At 58.9% G+C, this 20,547-nt stretch carries 17 protein-coding genes; 8 read left to right on the forward strand and 9 right to left on the reverse strand.

What is annotated here, in order from left to right:
• Window positions 1-9 precede the first annotated feature (9 nt).
• From EC836_RS20940 to EC836_RS20950, 3 genes are read right to left on the reverse strand one after another with little or no spacing between them, the layout of a single operon-like run.
• Entirely contained in the window at window positions 10-1,512 is a 1,503-nt protein-coding gene (locus EC836_RS20940; RefSeq protein ID WP_123336717.1) for a sugar ABC transporter ATP-binding protein, read from the reverse strand.
• Window positions 1,509-3,023, reverse strand: coding sequence for a xylulokinase (gene xylB / locus EC836_RS20945; RefSeq protein WP_123336719.1), 1,515 nt, complete (start codon window positions 3,021-3,023; stop codon window positions 1,509-1,511). Before xylB ends, EC836_RS20940 begins: the two co-directional genes overlap by 4 nt.
• Window positions 3,024-3,026: 3 nt before the next feature.
• Window positions 3,027-4,061 (reverse strand): NAD(P)-dependent alcohol dehydrogenase, encoded by a 1,035-nt coding sequence (locus EC836_RS20950; RefSeq protein WP_123336721.1) that lies wholly within the window; start codon window positions 4,059-4,061, stop codon window positions 3,027-3,029.
• A 221-nt stretch (window positions 4,062-4,282) separates the two neighbouring features.
• On the opposite strand from EC836_RS20950, the gene EC836_RS20955 reads away from it, so the two are divergent.
• The 4 genes from EC836_RS20955 to EC836_RS20965 all read left to right on the forward strand — a co-directional run bounded on the left by EC836_RS20955 (window position 4,283) and on the right by EC836_RS20965 (window position 6,562).
• On the forward strand, window positions 4,283-4,813 hold the full coding sequence (locus EC836_RS20955; protein WP_123336723.1) for a D-lyxose/D-mannose family sugar isomerase: 531 nt from the start codon (window positions 4,283-4,285) through the stop codon (window positions 4,811-4,813).
• A 109-nt stretch (window positions 4,814-4,922) separates the two neighbouring features.
• Complete coding sequence (locus EC836_RS20960) at window positions 4,923-5,909, forward strand: LacI family DNA-binding transcriptional regulator (RefSeq protein WP_123336725.1); 987 nt, start codon at window positions 4,923-4,925, stop codon at window positions 5,907-5,909.
• Between the two features lie 39 nt (window positions 5,910-5,948).
• Window positions 5,949-6,095, forward strand: coding sequence for a hypothetical protein (locus EC836_RS24755; RefSeq protein WP_158612807.1), 147 nt, complete (start codon window positions 5,949-5,951; stop codon window positions 6,093-6,095).
• On the forward strand, window positions 6,092-6,562 hold the full coding sequence (locus tag EC836_RS20965; protein ID WP_123336727.1) for a pyridoxamine 5-phosphate oxidase: 471 nt from the start codon (window positions 6,092-6,094) through the stop codon (window positions 6,560-6,562). Before EC836_RS24755 ends, EC836_RS20965 begins: the two co-directional genes overlap by 4 nt.
• Window positions 6,563-7,272: 710 nt before the next feature.
• Here the strand turns inward: EC836_RS20965 and EC836_RS20970 are convergent.
• Both EC836_RS20970 and pqqU read right to left on the reverse strand, forming a co-directional pair.
• Window positions 7,273-9,657: a glucose/quinate/shikimate family membrane-bound PQQ-dependent dehydrogenase gene (locus tag EC836_RS20970; protein WP_123336729.1), complete on the reverse strand. Its 2,385-nt coding sequence runs from the start codon at window positions 9,655-9,657 to the stop codon at window positions 7,273-7,275.
• Window positions 9,658-9,823: 166 nt separating this feature from the next.
• Window positions 9,824-11,932 carry a TonB-dependent receptor PqqU gene (gene pqqU, locus EC836_RS20975; RefSeq protein ID WP_199735262.1) on the reverse strand — a complete coding sequence of 703 codons (2,109 nt, stop codon included), beginning with the start codon at window positions 11,930-11,932 and terminating at the stop codon, window positions 9,824-9,826.
• 537 nt (window positions 11,933-12,469) lie between these two features.
• On the opposite strand from pqqU, the gene EC836_RS20980 reads away from it, so the two are divergent.
• From EC836_RS20980 to EC836_RS20995, 4 genes are all read left to right on the forward strand, one after another.
• Window positions 12,470-12,865 (forward strand): hypothetical protein, encoded by a 396-nt coding sequence (locus EC836_RS20980; protein ID WP_233599382.1) that lies wholly within the window; start codon window positions 12,470-12,472, stop codon window positions 12,863-12,865.
• 22 nt (window positions 12,866-12,887) lie between these two features.
• Window positions 12,888-14,027 (forward strand): iron-containing alcohol dehydrogenase, encoded by a 1,140-nt coding sequence (locus EC836_RS20985; RefSeq protein ID WP_123336733.1) that lies wholly within the window; start codon window positions 12,888-12,890, stop codon window positions 14,025-14,027.
• Window positions 14,028-14,090: 63 nt separating this feature from the next.
• Entirely contained in the window at window positions 14,091-14,867 is a 777-nt protein-coding gene (locus EC836_RS20990) for an SDR family NAD(P)-dependent oxidoreductase (RefSeq protein ID WP_123336735.1), read from the forward strand.
• 163 nt (window positions 14,868-15,030) lie between these two features.
• Window positions 15,031-15,480, forward strand: a complete 450-nt coding sequence (locus EC836_RS20995; protein ID WP_123336738.1) for an RcnB family protein — start codon at window positions 15,031-15,033, stop codon at window positions 15,478-15,480.
• A 15-nt stretch (window positions 15,481-15,495) separates the two neighbouring features.
• On the opposite strand, the gene EC836_RS21000 is transcribed toward EC836_RS20995, so the two are convergent.
• From EC836_RS21000 to EC836_RS21015, 4 genes are all read right to left on the reverse strand, one after another.
• A complete protein-coding gene (locus EC836_RS21000) occupies window positions 15,496-17,079 on the reverse strand; it encodes an ABC transporter ATP-binding protein (RefSeq protein ID WP_123336740.1) in 1,584 nt (527 codons plus the stop codon).
• A gap of 3 nt (window positions 17,080-17,082) precedes the next feature.
• A complete protein-coding gene (locus tag EC836_RS21005) occupies window positions 17,083-17,892 on the reverse strand; it encodes an ABC transporter permease (protein ID WP_123336742.1) in 810 nt (269 codons plus the stop codon).
• Between the two features lie 73 nt (window positions 17,893-17,965).
• A complete protein-coding gene (locus EC836_RS21010; protein WP_123336745.1) occupies window positions 17,966-18,955 on the reverse strand; it encodes an ABC transporter permease in 990 nt (329 codons plus the stop codon).
• 37 nt (window positions 18,956-18,992) lie between these two features.
• Window positions 18,993-20,537 carry an ABC transporter substrate-binding protein gene (locus tag EC836_RS21015; RefSeq protein WP_123336747.1) on the reverse strand — a complete coding sequence of 515 codons (1,545 nt, stop codon included), beginning with the start codon at window positions 20,535-20,537 and terminating at the stop codon, window positions 18,993-18,995.
• Between the last annotated feature and the right edge of the window lie 10 nt (window positions 20,538-20,547).

Genomic DNA, 20,547 nt, shown 5'->3' on the forward strand with positions numbered 1-20,547 from the left:
AAAGCGGATTTACACCGCCAGCTTCATTAATTCCGCCTGGGTGACGTTGTCAGCCGATAATTCCCCGGCCAGTGCCCCATCTTTAAATACCAGGATGCGATCGCTCATGCCGATAATTTCCGACAGTTCGGATGACACCATAATAATGCCGCGATCCTTCAGGGCGAATTCGGACATAAAGCGGTAGATCTCTTTCTTGGCCCCGACATCAATCCCGCGCGTCGGCTCATCCAGCAGCATCACCTGCGGATCGACCAGCGCCCAGCGCCCCAGCACCACTTTTTGCTGATTGCCGCCGCTGAGGTTGCCCACCAGCTGATCTCCGTCCGGCGTTTTCACGTTAAAGCGCTGGATCATCTCTCGCGTTCGCTGCTGCTCGCGGCGGTCGCTGATAAATCCGCCCCGGCTGATATCCTGGAATGAGGCAATATTGATGTTTTCATTCACCGAACGGCACAGCACTAATCCGGTTTCTTTGCGATCTTCCGTGACATAGGCAATCCCGCTGGCAATCGACTCCTTCGGTGAATGGCGCGCCAGCGTCTTCCCGCCCAGCTGCACGGTGCCGCTGTCGGCGTGGCGAATACCAAAAATCAGGTCGAGAAACTCGCTGCGCCCCGATCCGACCAGGCCATAAATACCGAGGATTTCACCGCGCCTTAGCGTCAGGCTGATATCCCGCACCTTCCTTCCCCAGCTCAGGTTGTTCACCTGCATCATCACTTCATCGCCGGGGCGATTGAACTTGGCGAATTCGTTTTCAAACTCACCGCCGATAATGTGTTCAATCAGCTGCTCGCGAGTGATATCGCTCAGAAACCCCTCATGGATATAGCTGCCGTCGCGGAAGATGGTGTAGCTGTCGGCAATCTGGAAGATCTCCGCCAGACGGTGCGAGACGTAGATAATCCCCTTGCCCTTCTGCGCCAGCCGGGTGATCACCTGGAAAATCTTCTGCACGTCCTCCTCGCCAATCGCCGAGGTCGGCTCATCCATGATGATGATGTCGGCATTGGCGTGCGACAGCGCCTTGGCGATCTCCACCAGCTGCTGCTCCGCCACGCTGAGATTGCGCATCTTCTCGGTTGGCGACAGGGTGAAATGCAGATCCGCCAGCAGATCGGCGGTCTGCTGATTCATCCGGCGGAAGTCCACAAAGCCAAAGCGGCGCGGCTCGCGTCCCAGCCAGATATTTTCGGCCACGGTCAGATCGGCGATGGTGCTTAATTCCTGCTGCACAATGGCGATGCCTGCCGCCAGCGCCTCTTTCGGATGGGAAAACTCGCAGCGCTTGCCGTTAATAAAAATGTCACCGCTGTCGGGCTGAACAAACCCCATCAGAATGCTGAGGAAGGTCGATTTCCCCGCGCCATTCCCGCCGCACAGGGCGTGAATAGAACCACGCCGCAGGCAGAATTCGGCGTTCTTCAGCGCCACTACCGGGCCGAAGCTCTTTTTCACGCCGCTGACCTCCAGCAGATAAGCGGACTGCTCTCCGGCTGACTGACTCATAAACTCACCTCGTGCTCTTTGTGCAGTAAATGCAGATAGCGCTGATACAGATCGGCATAGCGGCGCGTGCGGTCGGCGTCCGGCTGCGCGCGGCTGCTTTCGTCCAGCCGCACAAACCGCTGGCTCAGTTCGGCAAGCAGCGTTGCCGGGGGCCGTTCGCTGTCGTCGTGCAGACGGTGGCACCAGATCGCCTGGATTGCCGCGCCCAGCGCCGCGCTCTCTTTCTCATGCAGGCACACCACCGGGCAGTCCATCACGTCGGCGACGATCTGCCGCCAGCGCGGACTGTTAGCCCCGCCGCCGGTCAGACGGATCTCGCCAACCGCCACGCCCTGCTGGCGGAACAGATCCAGCCCGAAGCGCAGGCCGTAGGTCGCCCCTTCCACCACCGCCAGGCAAAGATTGGCCGGGGTCAGATTATCGCTGTCCAGATTGTGCAGGCTGGCCTTCGCCCCCGGTAGTTCCGGCACGCGCTCGCCGTTGAAGAACGGCAGCATCAGCATGCCGCCCGCACCCGGCTCCGCCTGCTCCAGCGCCAGGTTGAACGACGCCAGATCCTGATTCAGCAGATGCTGCACCGTGGTCGTCGCCGAGGTGACGTTCATGGTGCAAATCAGCGGCAGCCAGCCGTTGGTGCTGGAGCAGAACCCGGCGATCATCGCGGAATCCGCCACCACCGGGTTATCCGAACAGGCAAACAGCGTGCCGGAGGTGCCGAGGCTCATGGTCAGGATCCCCGGCTGGATATTGCCGGTGCCGATAGCCGCCATCATATTGTCGCCGCCGCCGCTGGCCACCAGCGTATCCGGGCGCAGGCCCAGCGCGTCAATCGCCCGATCGCAGACCGTACCCACCGGCCGCTCGGCTGAAATCAGCGGCGGCAGCGCGTTCCACAGGCGTCCGCTGTCGTCAATTAACTCGACCGTGCGGCGGTCCCAGCAGCGCTGGCGGATATCAAACAGCCCGCTCCCCGAGGCATCACCGTATTCCGCACAGCGCACATCGGTCAGCCAGAAGTTCAGATAATCGTGCGGCAGCAGCACCGTTGCCAGCCGCTGCCAGAGTTCAGGATGCTGCCGTTTGAACCAGACGATTTTTGAGGCGGTATAGCCGGTGGCGACCGTCAGGCCAAGCTGTTCCAGCGAGCCCTGTTCACCGCCCAGCTGCGCCAGCAGCCAGGCGTTTTCATCGGCGGTACTGGTATCGCACCACAGCTTGACCGCGTGCAGCACTTCTCCGGCGTCATCCAGCGCCACGAAACCGTGCTGCTGGCCGGATACCGACAGCGCAGCAATCTGCTGCGGATCGACGCCCGCCGCGGCCGTCGCTTGCTTAAACGCGGCAATCAGCGCATCGACCCACCATTCCGCCTGCTGCTCGCGCCGCCCTGATGAATCACTGATCAGCTGATGTGACGCGCTACCGCTACCGAGGAGAGTCCCGCTCTGGTCATCAACAATCACCACTTTGGTACCCTGGGTACCGCAGTCAATGCCCGCATACAGCGCCATGACTTACTCCATTTCCAGCATGATTTTGATGTCGTCAGGGTTGCCCGCAGCCGCCCGTTCAAACGCCGCCACGCTGTCGACGAACTTATAGGTCTGCGAGATCAGCGGCTGAACGCGCAGCTTGCCGGAGCTGAGCAGACGGAGGGTGCGCGGATACATATTGGCGTAGCGGAAAATGGTCTTGAAGGTGACCTCTTTTGCCTGGGCCGCCACGATATCCATCGGCGCAGCGTCAATCGGCATGCCCACCAGCACCGCGGTGCCGCCCGGGGCGATATGTTCACTGATACCGGCAATCGCGGGCTTCGCGCCGCTGCATTCAAACACCACATCGACGCCGTTGCCGCTGGTCAGGCGCGCCACGGTGGCAGCCAGCTGGCCGCTTTTGATATTTACCGCGTGCAGGCCTTCGTAGTTCGCCGCTACCTGCAGTTTTTCATCAAACAGGTCACAGATAATCACGTCCGAGCAGCCTCCGGCCAGCGCCGCCAGCGCGGTCACCACGCCAATAGGTCCCGCACCGATCACCAGCGCGATATCGCCCGGTTTGATCGCCGCTTTAGTGGCGGCATGCATGCCGATCGCCAGCGGCTCTACCATCGCGCCCTCGGCAAAGCTGACGTTGTCCGGCAGCTTAAAAGTAAAGGCCGCAGGGTGGATCACCGTTTCGCGCAGGCAGCCGTGGACAGGTGGCGTGGCCCAGAAGCGTACCGCTGGATCGAGGTTATAGATCCCGGCACGCGACTGCGCCGACTGCATATCCGGAATGCCCGGCTCCATGCATACGCGATCGCCCGGCTGTAAGTGCTTTACGCCCTTGCCGACCGCCAGCACCACGCCGGAAGCCTCGTGGCCCAGCACCATCGGCGCTTCCACCACGAATGGCCCGATTCGGCCGTGCTGGTAGTAGTGCACATCGCTGCCGCAGATGCCGACGGAGTGGATCTTGATCTCCACATCGGTGTCGCCCAGCGGTTCATCAAACTGGAGATCTTCAATGGCAATTTTGCCTGCTTCTGCAAGGACTAACGCTTTCATATTCGGCTCCCGGTGATATCTAAATGGTATCGATAACATTAACATGACAGCGACAATATCGGATTCCGGGTTAAAAATGTGTGACTTCGGTTAAATTTTTGGCTTTTTGATCCCTGAAACGACGTCATGAGGCGGATAATGGCCTCCACAAGCCAGTAAAACCGATCCAGGGATCGTTTTTATGATGTTACCGATACCAGTTTTATCTCCGGAGGACGATCATGAGTACGCGTCAGCAGGCCATTGAACAAACCCGCCATTTTTTGCAGCAGGCCGCCATTCAGCTCACCGAGGCCGAGCAACAGCAGATTGAAATTGCCACCTTCGGGCTGCCGGATTACCCGATATCCGGCCTGCAGCTGCTGACCTACGTTAATACGTCGCGCTACTGCGCCAAGGAGCTGGTGCTGTTCCCGCACCAGACGTGCCCGGAACATTTGCATCCGCCGTTTAACGGCACACCGGGTAAACAGGAAACCTTCCGCTGCCGCTGGGGCGAAGTGTGGCTGTTTGTTGACGACGACAGCCTGCCCTCCTCGGCAGGGATTGGTCAGCCGCCGGAAGGTGCGGAGGCCTGGTATACGGCCAAAAATTACATACTGCTGCGCCCGGGCGAGCAGTACACTATCTCCCCCAATACCCGTCACTGGTTCCAGGCGGGCGAACACGGCGCGGTGGTATCCGAATTCTCCTCGGAAAGCCGCGACGATCTGGATGTCTTTACCGATCCTCGGGTAAACCGCCAGGGATAAGCGCGTGCAAGGATTGACTCGCTTCAGGTCTGGCGATCTGTCATGATACGGCAATGGTACAAAATGATATTCAAAAAATCAGGAGCACAAATTGCCGCCAGGCCGGAAAATGAAGGCCACGCTGTCGAGCGTAGCCGCACAATCAAACGTCAGTAAAATTACCGTGTCGCGTGCTTTTTCTCACCCGGACAAGGTGCATCCTGAAACGTTGAAAAGGGTACTGGAAACCGCTGCAGAGATGGGGTACGTGGTTAACACCGCCGCACGTAATCTGCGGGCGCGCGACAGTAAAACTATCGGCATTGTTAACCCCGATATGGGCAACCCGTTTTTCGGCGGGCTGACCCGACTGATGACGCTGGAAGCGGAAAAAGCGGGCTATGACACGCTGATTTTCGATTCTCGGGAATCGCAGGAGCATGAAAACCGTATCATCGACAAGCTGATTGGCTATAACGTTGACGCGATTGTTCTGTCGGTGATCTCGTCGGATCGCAACTATCAACCGGCGTATATGGCGCAGCTGGAAGCATTAAACATTCCGGTGATCCTGGTGGATCGCGAACTGGATATCAGTTCGTGCAGCGGTGTCTATATCGACAATCTGGACTGCGGGCTGCAGGCGGGACGCTATTTGCTGGATCATAAAGCGCAGCGAGTCGTGGTGGTTTCCGGACCGGAAGATTCTAACGTTGCCCGTGAGCGCGTAACCGGTCTGAGCGCCGCGCTGGCGGGAAAAGTCGCCAGTTTTGAGGTGCTGTACGCCGATTTCTATATGGACATCGCCGCCAGCGTCACCAGTGATTATCTGCAAAACAATCCACCGCCGGACTTCTTTGTTGGCTGTAACAACCAGATTTCACTGGGAATTATCAAGTCCTGCATCGATAGCCAGCTTCAGCCGATGAAAGATGTGTCGCTGTTCAGTATTGACGAAGTTTCACATGCGGCAATTTACGGCTTTAACTTCCCGTGTATTTCTCACGATCTGCACGAGATGGCCTGGCAGGTGATTAATCTGGCGATTCGCCGCGCGACCGAGAGCGATATCAAGCCGGGCAAGGTGATTGTACGCGGGAAGATGCTGGCCGGATAAGGGCGATATCTTATTCTTGTCGTCTGCAACGCCGGAGCCATGGTTTATCGCTGGCGCTGGCCGCCGGATGTAAAGAATACGAGTCTTGATGCTGATGCTGATGCTGATGCTGATGCTGATGCTGATGCTGATGCTGATGCTGATGCTGATGCTGATGCTGAAATTTTTACATGGAGTTTTCTATGAGTGACACCTTTTTATCTGAAACGCTGCTAACCCTGTTAGATGGTTCACTGCCCCACAGCCATCTGCATCAGGCGATTCGCCTCTCCAGCGTTGGCAGCAACGGCTGGCCCTATGCGGCTCAGCTCAGCGTGGGGGAAATCATCGCCCTTTCACCGCAGCAGTTGCGTTTTGCCATCTGGCCCGGCTCGACCACCACCGCCAATCTGGCCCACGACGGTAAAATGACGCTGGCGCTGGTGGATGACGGCGCGGTGATTGAGATTCAGGCGCTGGCGAAGAAGCGCGAGGAAACGATTACCGATCTTCAGCTAACGGTATTTGATGCTGCCGTACAGCAGGTAGTGATTCACCGCGCGCCCTATGCGACGGTGACCAGCGGGGTGACGTTCAGTCTGAAGGATGAGGCAGCGGCGATTACACGCTGGCAGCAGCAGATTGCGCAGTTGAAGGCGCTGCCGGGTGGTTGATCATTGCGGGTAATGAAATAGTGAAATCTGTAGCTTGTTAAGTCGCGGGTTAATCCGCGCCCGGTTCCCAGCCTCTGCCGGGGATACCGGACGGTCCTCGCGTCACGCGTTGCGTGATACCTTCGGTTAAAGCATCCGGCCGGTCGGAACGGCTAAGACGTGTCATCCCTGACCCGACCTAGCCTGACGCCAACGTCCCTGTTGGCGTCTCCTGGCCAGCTGCTTTCACCTCAGCGCTGCGGATTGTCCGGTATCCCCGGCAGAGGCTGCGCACCTTCATTTCACTGTTATCGCTGCCCGTTAAACGGTTCAGACTGCAATGTATCGCCTGAAGACCACACCAGAGTTACGGCGCTGACGGGTTACTGCCACGCCGGGCAATCCGCAGCGCTGAACGGAGAGAGGAAGCCAGGATAAGCCCGAAGGACGCGGGCGCAAGGCTCGGTCGGCACACGGATGTGCCGTCTGAGCCGGTCCGACCGGCTGATGAACGACGTGAAGGGACCACGCAGCGCGTGGCGTGAGGACCGCCCGGCGTGGCAGTAACCCGTCCGCGCAGTCACCGCTGCAACAGTCAGCACTGTCACAATGGCACCAGCCAACACAGTCATAGCGATCGCGGCAGATAAAAAAAGGCGGCCGTAAAAACGGCCGCCCTCAACGCTATATCAGAAGCGAACCCTCAGGCCCGCCCCAAATTAAACTAACGCTTACTTACTGTCCGGCAAAGCATAAGCAATCACATGATCGCCCATCTTAGTACCGAAGGAACCGTGACCACCGGCCACGATAACCACGTACTGCTTACCGTTCACTTCATACGTCATCGGCGTTGCCTGACCACCTGCTGGCAGACGCGCCTGCCACAGCTGCTCGCCGTTAGACACGTTAAACGCACGCAGATAGTTGTCGGCAGTCGCCGCGATGAAGAACACGTTACCGGCAGTAGAAACCGGGCCGCCCAGCATTGGCATACCCATTTTGAACGGCAGCGGAACCGGTGAACTGTCGCGCACCGTACCGATACGTTTTTTCCACACGATATCGTTAGTTTTCAGGTCAATCGCTGAAATGTAGCCCCATGAAGGCTGCTTGCACGGGAAGCCCAGCGGAGACAGGAACGGATTCAGCGTCACGCCATACGGCACGCCGTACTGTGGCTGAATACCAGACTCGCTGCCGGTGCCGCCTTTATCGTTCTCGTCCGGTTCCATCGGATTACCCGGACCACGCGGTACCAGGCGGGAAACGAACGGCAGCGCCATTGGGTTAGCCACGGCAACCTGACGGTCGGTGTCAACGGAAATACCGCCCCACTCGAACATACCCAGGTTACCCGGGAACACCAGCGTACCCTGCTCGGATGGCGGGGTGAACGGGCCTTCATAACGCAGCTGATGGAACATCACGCGGCAGATCAGCTGATCGTAGATCGTGGCACCCCACATATCTTTACCGGCCAGATGCTCTTTCGGACGGAAGCTCAGCTCAGAGTATGGCTGGGTAGGAGAAAGGCGATCGCCCTTCGCCGGGCCACCCGGCACCTTCATCTCAGGAGCAGGAACCACCGGCTTACCGCTGCGGCGATCCAGTACGAACAGGTCACCGGTTTTGGTCGGAACGTAGATAACCGGAACCTTGTTACCGTTCTTATCATCAATGTCCGCCAGCGTTGGCTGAGCCGGAACGTCCATATCCCACAGGTCGTGATGCACGGTCTGGTAGAACCAGGCCAGCTTGCCGGTGGTCGCATTCAGCGCCAGCAGGCCGGTAGCAAAACGCTCCATCTCTGGCGTACGGTTGCCGCCCCAGATATCCGGAGTCGACACGCCAATCGGCAGATACACCAGGTCCAGCGAGGCATCATATGCCGCTGGTGCCCAGGAGTTCGGCGAGTTCGGCGTGTAGTGCTGATCCGCTTCCGGCAGCAGGTTTGGATCTTTAGCGCCGGTATCGAAGGCCCACAGCAGCTTACCGGTCTTCACGTCAAAACCACGGACAACGCCGGACGGTTCTTTCGTGGAGTAGTTATCGGTCACTGCGCCAGCCATCACGATGGTGGTCGGGGTGACAATCGGTGGTGAGGTTGGCTCATAGCCGCCCACCTTGTTGAACGGCATATTGCTCTGCAGGTTCAGCTTGCCGTTATCACCAAATTCCGCACACAGCTCACCGGTTTCGGCATCCAGCGCGTACAGGTTACCGTCGTTCACCGGCAGCAGGATGCGGCGTGCGCACAGCGCAGGCTTGGCACCCGCTGGCAGCGCGGCGGCTTCCGGGGTCTGGTAGTAAGACACACCGCGACAGGTCACGTGCTGGAACGTCGGGTCGGTCTTCATTTTCGGATCAAAACGCCATTTCTCTTTACCGGTCGCGGCATCCAGCGCAAACAGCTTCTGGTGCGCCGTACACAGGTAAAGGGCATCACCGATTTTAATCGGCGTTGCTTCGTTAGTGATTTCACCCGGATCGGTTGCGGTTTTCAAATCGCCGGTCTGGAAGTCCCACGCCTGCTGCAGCTCGCCGACGTTCTTATCGGTGATCTGCTTCAGCGGAGAGTAACGGGTACCGCCCTGGGTGCGGCCATAGGCAGGCCAGTCACCGGCAGCAACGCCGTCAGCAGAAGGCGCAGGCTGTTCAACCTGGTCGGTGCTCAGGGTACCGTTCACTTCCTGCGGGTCGTTAAATACCGAGTAAGCCAGTACGATAACCACAAATACCAGCACGCCGGCCAGCGCCGTGCGCGGGAAAGCGCCTTTGCTGGTCAGGCCACGCCAGATAAATGGCAGTACCAGCCACAGGCCGAAGAAGAAGGTCACATCCAGACGCGGAGTCAGCGCCCAGAAATCAGATCCCACTTCCCACAGCGACCAGATAGTGGTGCCGAGCAGGAACAGTGCGTAGAGCAGTAACGCTGCGCCACGACGGCGGAACAGCAAAAAGGCGGTGATCAGTTGAATCACACCGGCAATAATGTAGTAGAGCGAACCGCCCAGTTTAGCTAACCAGATACCGCCAATTAACAGATACAGGCCGCTGAGTACGGCAAATATCGTCGTCAACAGGATCAGGATCCTTGATGCTTTACTTTGCATAATTTGAACCTTACCAATATTTAAAGTCGTCGATTAAGCGTAAGCCTAATCTTTAAAAACACCCGGTTATTGTTTAGCCATCCATCCGGTGTGTTCTGACCCGCCGCTGCCGGTGGCGTGAGCGGGCCGTTTTGGATCCGTTGCCGTTAAAAGACCGGCATAAAAATCAGAACTGATAGGCCAGCGTCGCGCCGCCGCCCCAGTTACGTCCCGGGGCCGGTTCGAAGTAGCGACCGTTGCCTTCGTTAACAATTACCGAGCCGACGTACTGGCGATCGAACAGATTGTCCACGCGTCCGAACAGGTCCAGCGACCAGCGGCTCCAGTTAAAGCGATAGCCGGTGTTCAGGCTGGTCACCGCATAGGACGGGGCCTGGGCGTCGTTGGCGTCATCGGCCTGAATGCTGCTTAAATAGCGAATGTCCGCGCCGGCGTGCCAGCCGGTTTCCGGTGCATACTCCAGCGAGGCGTAGCCCATATTGCGGGCGATACCCGGAAGACGGTTGCCCGCAGGGGTGCAGCTGCCGCTGGCTGAGCAGGTCTCATTGCGGTAGGTGGCATCCAGCAGCGTCCACGCCATTTTCAGGCGCCAGTCCTGGGCGAACTGCTGATCGAAGCCCAGCTCCAGGCCACGGCGGCGGGTTTCACCCGCGTTTTTATAAACCGCGCGACCGTACTGGCTCTTATCCACTACCAGCTCGTTGTCGGTGTTGGTCTGGAAGATGGCGGCGGTCAGCAGGCCGTAACCAATGCGGGTTTTGCTGCCGATTTCAAAGGTATCGCTGGTCGCCGGTTTCAGGCCAAGATTCAGCCCGGTTTCGCTACCGGACGTTGAGCGATAGGACAGCTCGTTGATGGTCGGCGTTTCAAAACCGCGACCGGCGGAGGCGTAAAGATTCCACGCATCGGTCACCGCATAGTTGATCGAGCCCATCGGCAGCAGCTTGTGGTAGCGCGCGCTGCCGCTGTCATCACCGTTGCCCTGAGTAACATAGTAGTCGGTTGAATCAAAACTGACCGTGCTGTAGCGCAAACCGGCATCCAGCGTCCACGCGGAAGAGAGCTGCCAGCTGGTTTGCAGATAAGGGTCGAGATTCCACATCGTGTTCTTCTCGTTGCGGCGCTGATCCCCTTTCTCACCGAACTGCGGTACGTTATTCACCAGGTTATAGTTCTGGAAGCCCTGACGGCGCTCGGTCATGGTTTCATAATCCAGGCCGGCAATCAGCGAAACCGGCATCGATCCCAGCTGGTCATCATGCTTCCAGCGGGTATCAATCCCCTGGTATTTACGCTCCAGCACGATCACGCCGCCGGGATAGGCCGCATTCTGCTGTGTCGCGTAAGGGATAGACTGATACTGGGTGGTGTGGCGCTCGCCGTGCCAGGTGGTCAACGTCAGCTCGTCGTTGTCGCTCATCTGGCGCTGGTAGCGCAGGCCTATCTGCGTCTGGTCAAGGCTCTTACGCGTGTTGTACTGATCCCCGCGCGGAGACTGCTTCGGATTGGCCTTATATTCGGCCTCGCTCAGGCCGCCGGGATCGTTGGCATCCACCGATACGCTGTTAAACATCAGCGTCAGGGTGCTGACGTCATCCAGCCGTACGCCGAGTTTACCGTTGCCGAGGCTCTTCTGCGTCCCGCTGTGATCGCGGAAGCCGTGGGTGGTAAAGCGGGAGCCGGAAATCGTGTAGTTTACGTCCCCGGCCTGGGTACCGTCGCCGGTTGCACCGCTGGCCTTAACGCTGTTGCGCCAGGTGCCGTAGCTGCCGAAGTAAGTGCCCGCTTCCAGCGTGGTAGGCTGGCTACCGCTGGTAGTGTCAATATTCACCACGCCGCCGGAGGCGTTGCCGTAAAGCGCCGAATACGGGCCGCGCAGCACTTCTACTTTGCCAACGGAATTGATATCGATATTCGAGGTCTGGCCCTGGCCGTCCGGCATGGTAGCGGGAATGCCGTCAACGTAGATGCGCACGCCGCGCACGCCGTACATCGAGCGGCTGCCGAAGCCACGCACCGACAGCTGCAGATCCTGCGCGTAGTTCTGGCGGTTCTGAATTTGCAGGCCCGGCACGCTGCCGAGGCTTTCGGACAGGTTCACCTGTGCCGCGCTGTGGCGCAGATCGTCGCCTTCCACCACGCTGACGGCGGCAGGCGTATCCAGCTCGGACAGGCCATTACGGTGTTTGATAACCATCAGGGTAGAATCCTGTCCCTGAGCGGCGGTTGCAGAGGTTTGCGCAAAACTGACGGAGACAGGGGCGATGAAAAACATCGGCGTCAGAAGTAGTACAGAGGTTTTATTTTTATTCACTGGAAAGATTCGGAGTTAAAAAGCACCAAAAAAACGCTCTATCCCATACCAGAATCCCCGCGCCGCAAATCGACTGCGACAAATGAGATTAACCCGGTATTCCCGGAATAAGCACCTGCCTTCCCTGACGAGCTGATGCACAGTCACCGCAGGGCAGACTCGCCAAAAGTATACAACCCCTTGCGCAATTTGCCCGTAAACCGTGCCGTACTGCTTTCCCTGCTCCCCCGCTCTGGGGAATCGTGACGATAAAGAGCGCGTTAAAAAACACTTCAATGTGATATGCGTCACAAAAATCGCAAGGATTGTAGCACTCATTAATTCGTTTGCGAACTATTGTTAACAAAATCACAGAATCGAACCCGCATATTGTTACATAGTGCAGGGTTATTCAGCGGAAAGTGTAAATTTACCGTCGTGCGCAATGGCTTCCGTCCGACATAACCGCCGCGCTATACTCGCGCTATACTCAGGATCCCCCAACCGACAGGATGCGTAATGCCGTACTCATGTCTCAGGCTGATGCCACCGCGCCTATCCGCTGTCTCGTTTATACGGCCACTGTCTGCCGTGCTGGTTCTGCTGCTTGCGGCCTGCTCCTCCGACTATAAAGGGGTGGAATGTAACGGCCAGCGTCAGAGCCTTGAAGGCCAGCCGCTGGGTAACGTGCAGGGGTTAGTCGTTGACCGCTTCAACTCGTTTTCCGTCACCCTGCCCGATTTGACGCTGGACAGCGGCACACTGCAGACCACCAATCGCGAACTGTATATTCCCTCCGCCGTCACCCGCGACGGCTGGCTGGCACAGCGCGTTTCCGATCGGCAGTTCAGTATTATCAACTCACCGCAAAACCAGATGATCACCTTCAGCTGCCCGGCTCCCGGCCAGCTGTAAACCTGAAGGCCATAGTCCGTTTATGAATACCAGCCACTTGATCGCCAATCGCCAGACCTTTTTCGGCAGCGGCAGCCTGCAACAGCTACCGCGTCTGCTGACAGAAACGCCCTTACCGACCCTGCTGTTCTGCGGCAGTTCGCTGCTGCGCAGCGCCGCGTGGGAAACGTTGGAACCGCAGCTACAACCTCTGCTGGTCGGGATTGAAATTGTGCCGCACGAAGCGTCACCCGCTGAAATCGACAGATGGGTGGCGCGCTGGCGTGGCAAAATCCAGCGCGTCGTCGCCATTGGCGGCGGCAGCGTACTGGATGCGGCGAAAGCGGTGGCGGCGCTAAGTCAGCATCCGCTGAACACGCTGCGTTATCTGGAGAAAGTCGGTGACACGGCGGTGAGCGGCGCCACCCTGCCGCTGATTGCCGTGCCGACCACGGCGGGGACCGGCAGCGAAGTCACGCAGAATGCGGTGATCACCGATAAAGCCGAGATCAAGATAAAGGCCTCACTGCGCCATCCTGAATTTGTCCCGCAGATCGCTATTCTGGATCCTGACCTGCTGCGCGGCGCGCCCGATTGGGTGCTGGTCTGCTGCGCGGTAGATGCCTTTACTCACCTGTTCGAGGCCTATTTGTCATCGAAGGGCAATGCGTTTACCCGTCAAACCGCCATCAGCGGTATGCAGGCCTTCGTACGCGGCTGGCCAATGCTGACCGAAAGCGGTTCGCGGGGGGATAACGCGCGTGAGCAAATGATGCTGGCTTCATGGCTTGGCGGGCAGAGCCTGAGTATGGCCGGGCTGGGGGTCATTCACGGCATTGCCGGCGAGCTGGGTGCCATCAAGGATTATCATCACGGCGAGGTCTGCGGCCGCCTGCTGCTGCCGTTCCTCACCCTGCTGGATGAAAGTCCGCATCCACAGCAGGCGCAGCTGATGCAGGAACTGAACATCGCGCTGTTCCGGCAGGCCAGCGATCGTCCGGCAGAGCAGCTAAAGCAGTGGCTGATGGATCACGCCGGTCTGGCCTTCTGGCAGGATCCGCAGCCCCTCTCAGTGGATGAAACAGAGTGGATCCTCGCGCGTTCCAACAGTAAAAACTCACTGGTCAGCTACAGCCGGGAGCAACAGCGCGGGATGCTGGAACAGGCTTATCGCATCGACTAATCCCCAGCGCCGCTGAATCGTGTCTACACTTATTCACCTGACCTAACCGCACAGGAGAATGTGATGAAGATTGATGTAAGCGGCAAAACTGCCATCGTCACCGGTTCCACGAAAGGTATCGGCAAAGGGATCGCGCAGGGGCTGGCCGCAGCCGGTGCGCGGGTCGTTGTTACCGGGCGCAGTCAGCAGCAGGTGGACGCGATGGTAAATGAACTGGGCCACGGCGCGCGAGGCCACGCGCTGGACCTGGGGACCGCCGACGGCTGCAGCGCCCTGCTGGAAGCCGAACCGCAGTGCGATATCCTAGTCAACAACGTCGGCATTTTCCCCGGCGGCGACTTCTTTGAAACCGACGATGCGCTGTGGCAGAGCATCTGGGATATTAACGTCATGTCCGCAGTGCGCCTGAGCCGGGCCTATATGCCGCAGATGATCAAATCTGGCTGGGGTCGCGTAGTGTTCCTTTCCTCTGAATCCGCCATCAATATTCCGGCGGATATGATCCACTATGGCGTCAGTAAAACCGCCCTGCTGGCGCTGTCCCGGGGCCTGGCTAAAGCCGCAGCCGGTACGGGCGTGACGGTTAACGCGGTGCTGCCAGGACCGACGCTGTCCGACGGCTTTGCCGAGATGTTTAAGCAGGAAGTGGCGAACGGCGCGAAGCTGGAAGACCTGGGCGTGGAATTTGTTAAAGCCAATCGCCCGACCTCGGTGATCCAGCGCGCAGCCAGCGTAGAAGAAGTCAGCAATATGGTGGTATACGTCTGCTCACCGCTCTCCTCCGCCACCTCCGGTGCCGCTTTACGGGTAGACGGCGGCGTAGTGGAAACCCCTTTCTGATCCCCAGAGCAACGCTGCCGGTGGTGGCGTTGCAGTTTTTCGTAAAGACCAATTAAAAAAAACGTTAAACCTGCACTCTTCAGATTTTTACCCTTGTTAGCGCCCCGCCCGGAGGCCACATTCCTTCTGTCTGAACACTGATTCAACCGTAAGGAATAACAAGATGAAAAAGACCCTGGTTATGGCTTTATCCGCAATGATGATTGCCACCGGCAGCCTGAGCGCATTTGCCCAGGGGCCGGACAACGGCCGCGACGTACAGCAGCAGCCGATTAAGCACCCGCAGCAGAAACAACAGCAGGGCAACGGCGGGCAGCCGCAGCAAAACCAGCACGCGTACGGCGGCCAGCCGCAGCGCGAAAACAACGCGCGACCGCAGCAGGCATCGCATCAGCAGGCCCACGCGAATAAGCAGGATCGCCAGCAGCCTGACTTCCGTAAAGGACGCCCGCTGCCGCAGCAGTATCGCGGCGCAGGCTATCAGGTTAACGACTGGAAAAAACACGGACTGAAAGCACCGCCGTCGGGCCATCGCTGGATGAACGTGAACGGCAACTACGTGCTGATCGCGATCGCCAGCGGCGTGATTGCTTCGGTGATTGCACACCAGTAAATGCCAGGCAGTGAACTACGCCACTGCCCCGGCTTCTTCCAGCCATCCTACGCGCATTTCAGGCACCGCCCGCAGCAGCCGGGCGGTGTACTCGTCCAGCGGCGCGTTAAACACCTGATCCAGCCGCCCCTGACGCACCACCTTGCCATGGCGCAGCACCATCACCTCATCCGCGACCGCCTGAACCACGTGCAGATCGTGGGTGATAAACAGCATCGACACGCCAGTTTCTTCCTGTAGCGATTTCAGCAGGGCCAGCACTTCACGACCAACCAGCGGATCGAGCGCGGAGGTCGGCTCATCGCAGACAATCAGTTTCGGATCGACGGCAAGCGCACGAGCAATGCAGACGCGCTGTTTCTGGCCGCCGGACAGCGCGTGCGGGTAACGATCCGCCAACTGCGGCGGCAGGCCAACTTTTTCCAGCAGTTCGCTGACCCGCGCCTGCTGCTGTAACGGCGTCAGCGTGGTCAGACAAACCATCGAGCGCGCAATCTGTACGCCAATAGTTAACCGTGGATTCAGCGCGGTATCCGGGTGCTGATGGATCATCTGTACCGACTGAAGCTGCTGGCGAGTACGCTGGCGCAGCGCGGCAGGCAGCAGCTGGCCGTTAAAACGCACGCTGCCGTGCGCGGGGGAAACCAGCCCGCAAATTAACCTGCCCAGGGTCGACTTCCCGGCACCCGACTCGCCGATCAGCGCGAGGGTACGGCCCCGCCCGATGGTCAGCGAGACGTCGTCCAGTACGCGGTTGGCCTGATAGTCCACGGATATCTGTTCGGCGGTGAGCAGCGGCAGCGTGGTGCTGCGCGGCTGATGCGGCTCGCCGTGGCTGTGCAGCAGATCGCGGGTATAGGCCTCCTGCGGAGCAGCCAGCAGCTCGGCGGTGTTACCGCACTCAACTTCCCGTCCGTGGCGCAGCACCATAATGCGCTGGCTGATCTGCGCGACAACCGCCAGGTCGTGGCTGATATACAGCGCAGCCACCCCGGTCAGGCGGATCACTTCGCGGATCGCCTTCAGCACTTCCAGCTGGGTGGTCACATCCAGCGCGGTGGTCGGTTCATCAAAGATAATCAGCTCGGGACCGGCGCAGATCGCCATGGCGATCATCGCGCGCTGCAGCTGTCCACCTGAGACCTGATGCGGATAGCGCTGGAAAAAGTCCTGCGGGTCCGGCAGCTGGAGCTGACTGAAAATCTCAATCGCCCGCACGATGGCCTGCTGGCGGTTCAGGATCCGGTGGCGAATGGCCGCTTCGATGACCTGTTCGCCGATCTTTTTCGCCGGGTTAAACGCCGCGCTCGCAGACTGTGCCACATAGGCAATTTTCGCACCGCGCACGCCGCGCAGCTGGCGTTCGGAAAGCCCGGTCAGCTCGCGCCCGGCAAAGTGGATTTTGCCGCCGCCGAGCTTCATGCCAAAACGGAAATGACCGAGGATCGCCTGACCGATGGTGGATTTCCCCGCGCCGGACTCACCGATCAGCCCCAGCACCTCGCCCTTTTTCAGGGTGAAGGAGATATCCTGCACCAGCACAGCATTACCGGCGGTCACCCGCAGCTGCTCAACGCGTAACAGTGGTTGTTGGCTCATGATTTACTCCTGCCAGCTGCGGGTGTGATGGCTTAACAGCCAGTCGGCAACGCTGTTCAGGGCGATCGCCAGCAGCGCAATGGCCGCACCGGGGATTAGCGCCGCCCAGACGCCAAACAGAATGCCGTCCTTGTTATCGCGCGCCAGCCCGCCCCAGTCGGCGGTCGGTGGCTGAATACCCATGCCCAGGAACGACAGCGCCGACAGGAACAGCAGGATAAAGATAAAGCGCAGGGCAAATTCAGCGATAAGCGTAGTGAGGGCATTTGGCAGGATCTCGCGCCACAGCACCCAGCTCAGGCGCTCGCCGCGCAGCCGGGCAACCTCAATAAATTCCTGCGCCGCAATATCCACCGCCAGCGAACGCGCCACGCGCAGCACCCGGGTGGACTCAAGAATGCCCAGCACCAGTACGATCACCGGGATAGTTTTCGGCAGCATCGCCAGCACCACCAGCGCAAAAATCAGCGTCGGGATCGCCATCAAAATATCGTTGAGCCGGGAGATAAGCTGGTCAACCCAGCCACGGCAGAAGCCGGCCAGGAAGCCGAGAAACGTCCCGACTGCGAAGGCCAGCAGCGTGGCGACGGCGCTGACGCTCAGCGAAGTACGGGTACCCCAGATCAGGCGGGAAAGCAGATCGCGCCCCAGGTTGTCGGTTCCCAGCCAGTTCTCGGCCGTCACCCCGCTCCAGGCGCTGCCTACCACCTGGTCCGGCGCATACGGCGACAGCCAGGGCGCGAATACCGCCACCAGAATAAACAGGCCCAGCCCGGTCACGCCGGGCAGCACCGCAAGTTTCAACCTAAACATCCACATCAATTCCTGGTTAGTCCCGACAGTGTCTACGTTGCCGCACCGCCGGGGTAAAAATCATGCCCACCGATTAGCGGCTGTGACGCAGGCGCGGGTTAGCCAGCAGCGCGACGACATCGGCCAGCAGATTCAGCAAAATATAGATCCCCGCCAGCAGCAGGGCACAGTCCTGAATCACCGGGATATCGCGCTTGCTGATGCTGTCGACCATATACTGACCCAGACCGGGATAAACAAAGACGTTCTCAACAATCACCACGCCGACCATCAGCCAGGCGAGGTTCAGCACAATCACGTTAATAATCGGCCCCCACGCGTTGGGCAGAACGTGCCGGAACAGGATGGCCGAAGGCGACAGCCCCTTCATCAACGCGGTATCCACCCAGGCGGCGTTCTGCGCACTGACCAGCGCGGCGCGGGTCATATTACTCATATGGCCGAGGATCGCCAGAATCAGCGTCATGCACGGCAAAGCGATTGCCAGCAGTCTGTCACCGAGCGGCATATCGTCGGAGATACTGCTGTTGCTGGGCAGCCAGAACAGGGTGATGGAAAACACCAGAATCAGCAGATAACCGGAGAAAAACTCCGGCAGCGAGACGGCAGCGCGGGTAAACAGGCTCAGCAGACGATCCAGCCAGCTGCCCTGATAACGGGCAGAAAGGAAGCCAATCACCAGCGCCAACGGCACGGCCACGATGGCAGTAAAGAAAGCCAGCGACAGCGTATTACCCAGCCGATCCAGCAGCACCGGCGCTATCGCTTCACGGCTGGTAAAGCTGTGGCCGAAATCGCCGTGCAGCACGCCGCCCAGCCAGCCCAGATAGCGGCTCAGCGCAGGCTGGTCGAGGCCCAGCTGAGCATTGAGCGCCGCCACCGCCTGCGGCGTCGCGGTCTGGCCGAGAATGGCTGTTGCCGCGTTACCCGGCAGCAGCTGGATGCCGATAAAGATCAGCGCCGATACCACCAGCAGCATCACCACACCGGCCAGTAGGCGAAGCCCGATTAGTTTTAACAGAGGAAGGTGACCCTTCCCCTTTGTTTCACGCAAATTACTCAAAAGATATCCTGCAAACTGACGCTAAACCGGGCAGCCGTTAGGCGAACCACACTTTTTCCGCAGCGCGGTTGCCGCTCATGGTGAAGCCCGGGATCGCGACAAACCCGTTGATTTTTTTGCTGCTGGCATCCAGCGAGTCGGCATACAACGGAATGATTTCGCTGCCCTGCTCCACCAGCATCAGCTGGATGTCGTGGTAAATCTGACGGCGCTTCTGCTCATCCTGCTCGCCACGGGCAGCGTTAACCAGTTGGTCAAACTTAGGCTCTTTCCACTGCGACTCATTCCACGGCGCGTTACTGGTAAACACCAATGACAACAGCGCATCCGCCGTCGGGCGCAGCGACCAGTTTGAAGAAACAAACGGCTTCTTCATCCAGACGTTATCCCAGAAGGCATCATCCGGCACGCGCTCAACCTTCAGCGGAATGCCGGCGCGGGTGGCCGAGTTCTGATACAGCTGACCAGCATCCACCGCGCCCGGGAAGCCGGATTCAGCGACCGACAGCACCAGCGGGCCGGAGAAACCGGTTTTCTGCCAGTGGAATTTGGCTTTTTCTGGGTCGTAAGGGCGCTGAGGAATGTCTTTCGCAAAGTACGGGCTGGACGGGAAGATCGGGTTGTCGTTAGCCACGGTGCCGTAGCCGCCCAGCACGGTTTTAATAATCTGCTCGCGGTCGATGGCGTATTTCAGCGCCAGACGGCCGTCAAGGGTATTAAACGGTGCCGCCGTTGCCAGCCCCGGGAAGGTGAAAATCTGACTGTCGCGCGAGCGCTGCAGCTGGATATTCGGCATATTCTTCAAGCGGTCAACAATACGCGGGTTAACGCGGTTTATGATATGCGCCGATCCGCTGGCCAGTGCCGCAACGCGCGCGGTGGAGTCATTCATCGCCAGCGTTTCAACGGAATCCACGTGACCACGGGCCGAATTCCAGTGGTTTGGATTGCGCTTCACCAGCGTACGCACGCCCGGTTTGAAGCTTTCCAGAATAAAGGCGCCGGTACCGATGCCTTTATCAAAGTTTTCATTTTCTGCGGTAATGGCGAAATGCACGTCGCTGAGCAGAGCAATAAACTCGACGTTCGGCTCGTTCAGCTTGATCGTCACCTGATTTGGGCTGGTGGCTTCCAGTGACACAACCGGGTCGAGATATCCCTTCACCGACGAGCTGGATTTCTCATCGCGGTGGTGGTTCAGCGAGTAAACCACATCTTTCGCCGTCAGCGTGCGGCCATCGTGGAACTGCACGCCCTGACGAATATTGAGCACCCAGGTTTTGCTGCCGTCGCTGGTTTCCCAGCTTTCAGCCAGGGAAGGAACGATTTTGCCGTTTTCATCCACTTCCGCCAGGCAGTTAAACAGCTGGGAGCCAACGAAATACATATAGGATTCGAACCAGAACGCCGGATCGAGGCGGTCGGTGCTTGAAGCGTTATCCATGCCAACAATCAGATGCCCGCCCTTTTTCGGCGTGGTGGATGGCGCTTCTGCCGCCGTTGCAGCAGTAAATGGCCAACTGGTGCAGGCCGCTGCCACCGAAAGTGCGCCGGTGGTTTTAATAAAGTCGCGACGATTCATGATGTGTTTC

It is taken from the genome of Erwinia sp. JUb26, assembly GCF_003751505.1.
GTDB lineage: Bacteria > Pseudomonadota > Gammaproteobacteria > Enterobacterales > Enterobacteriaceae > Erwinia.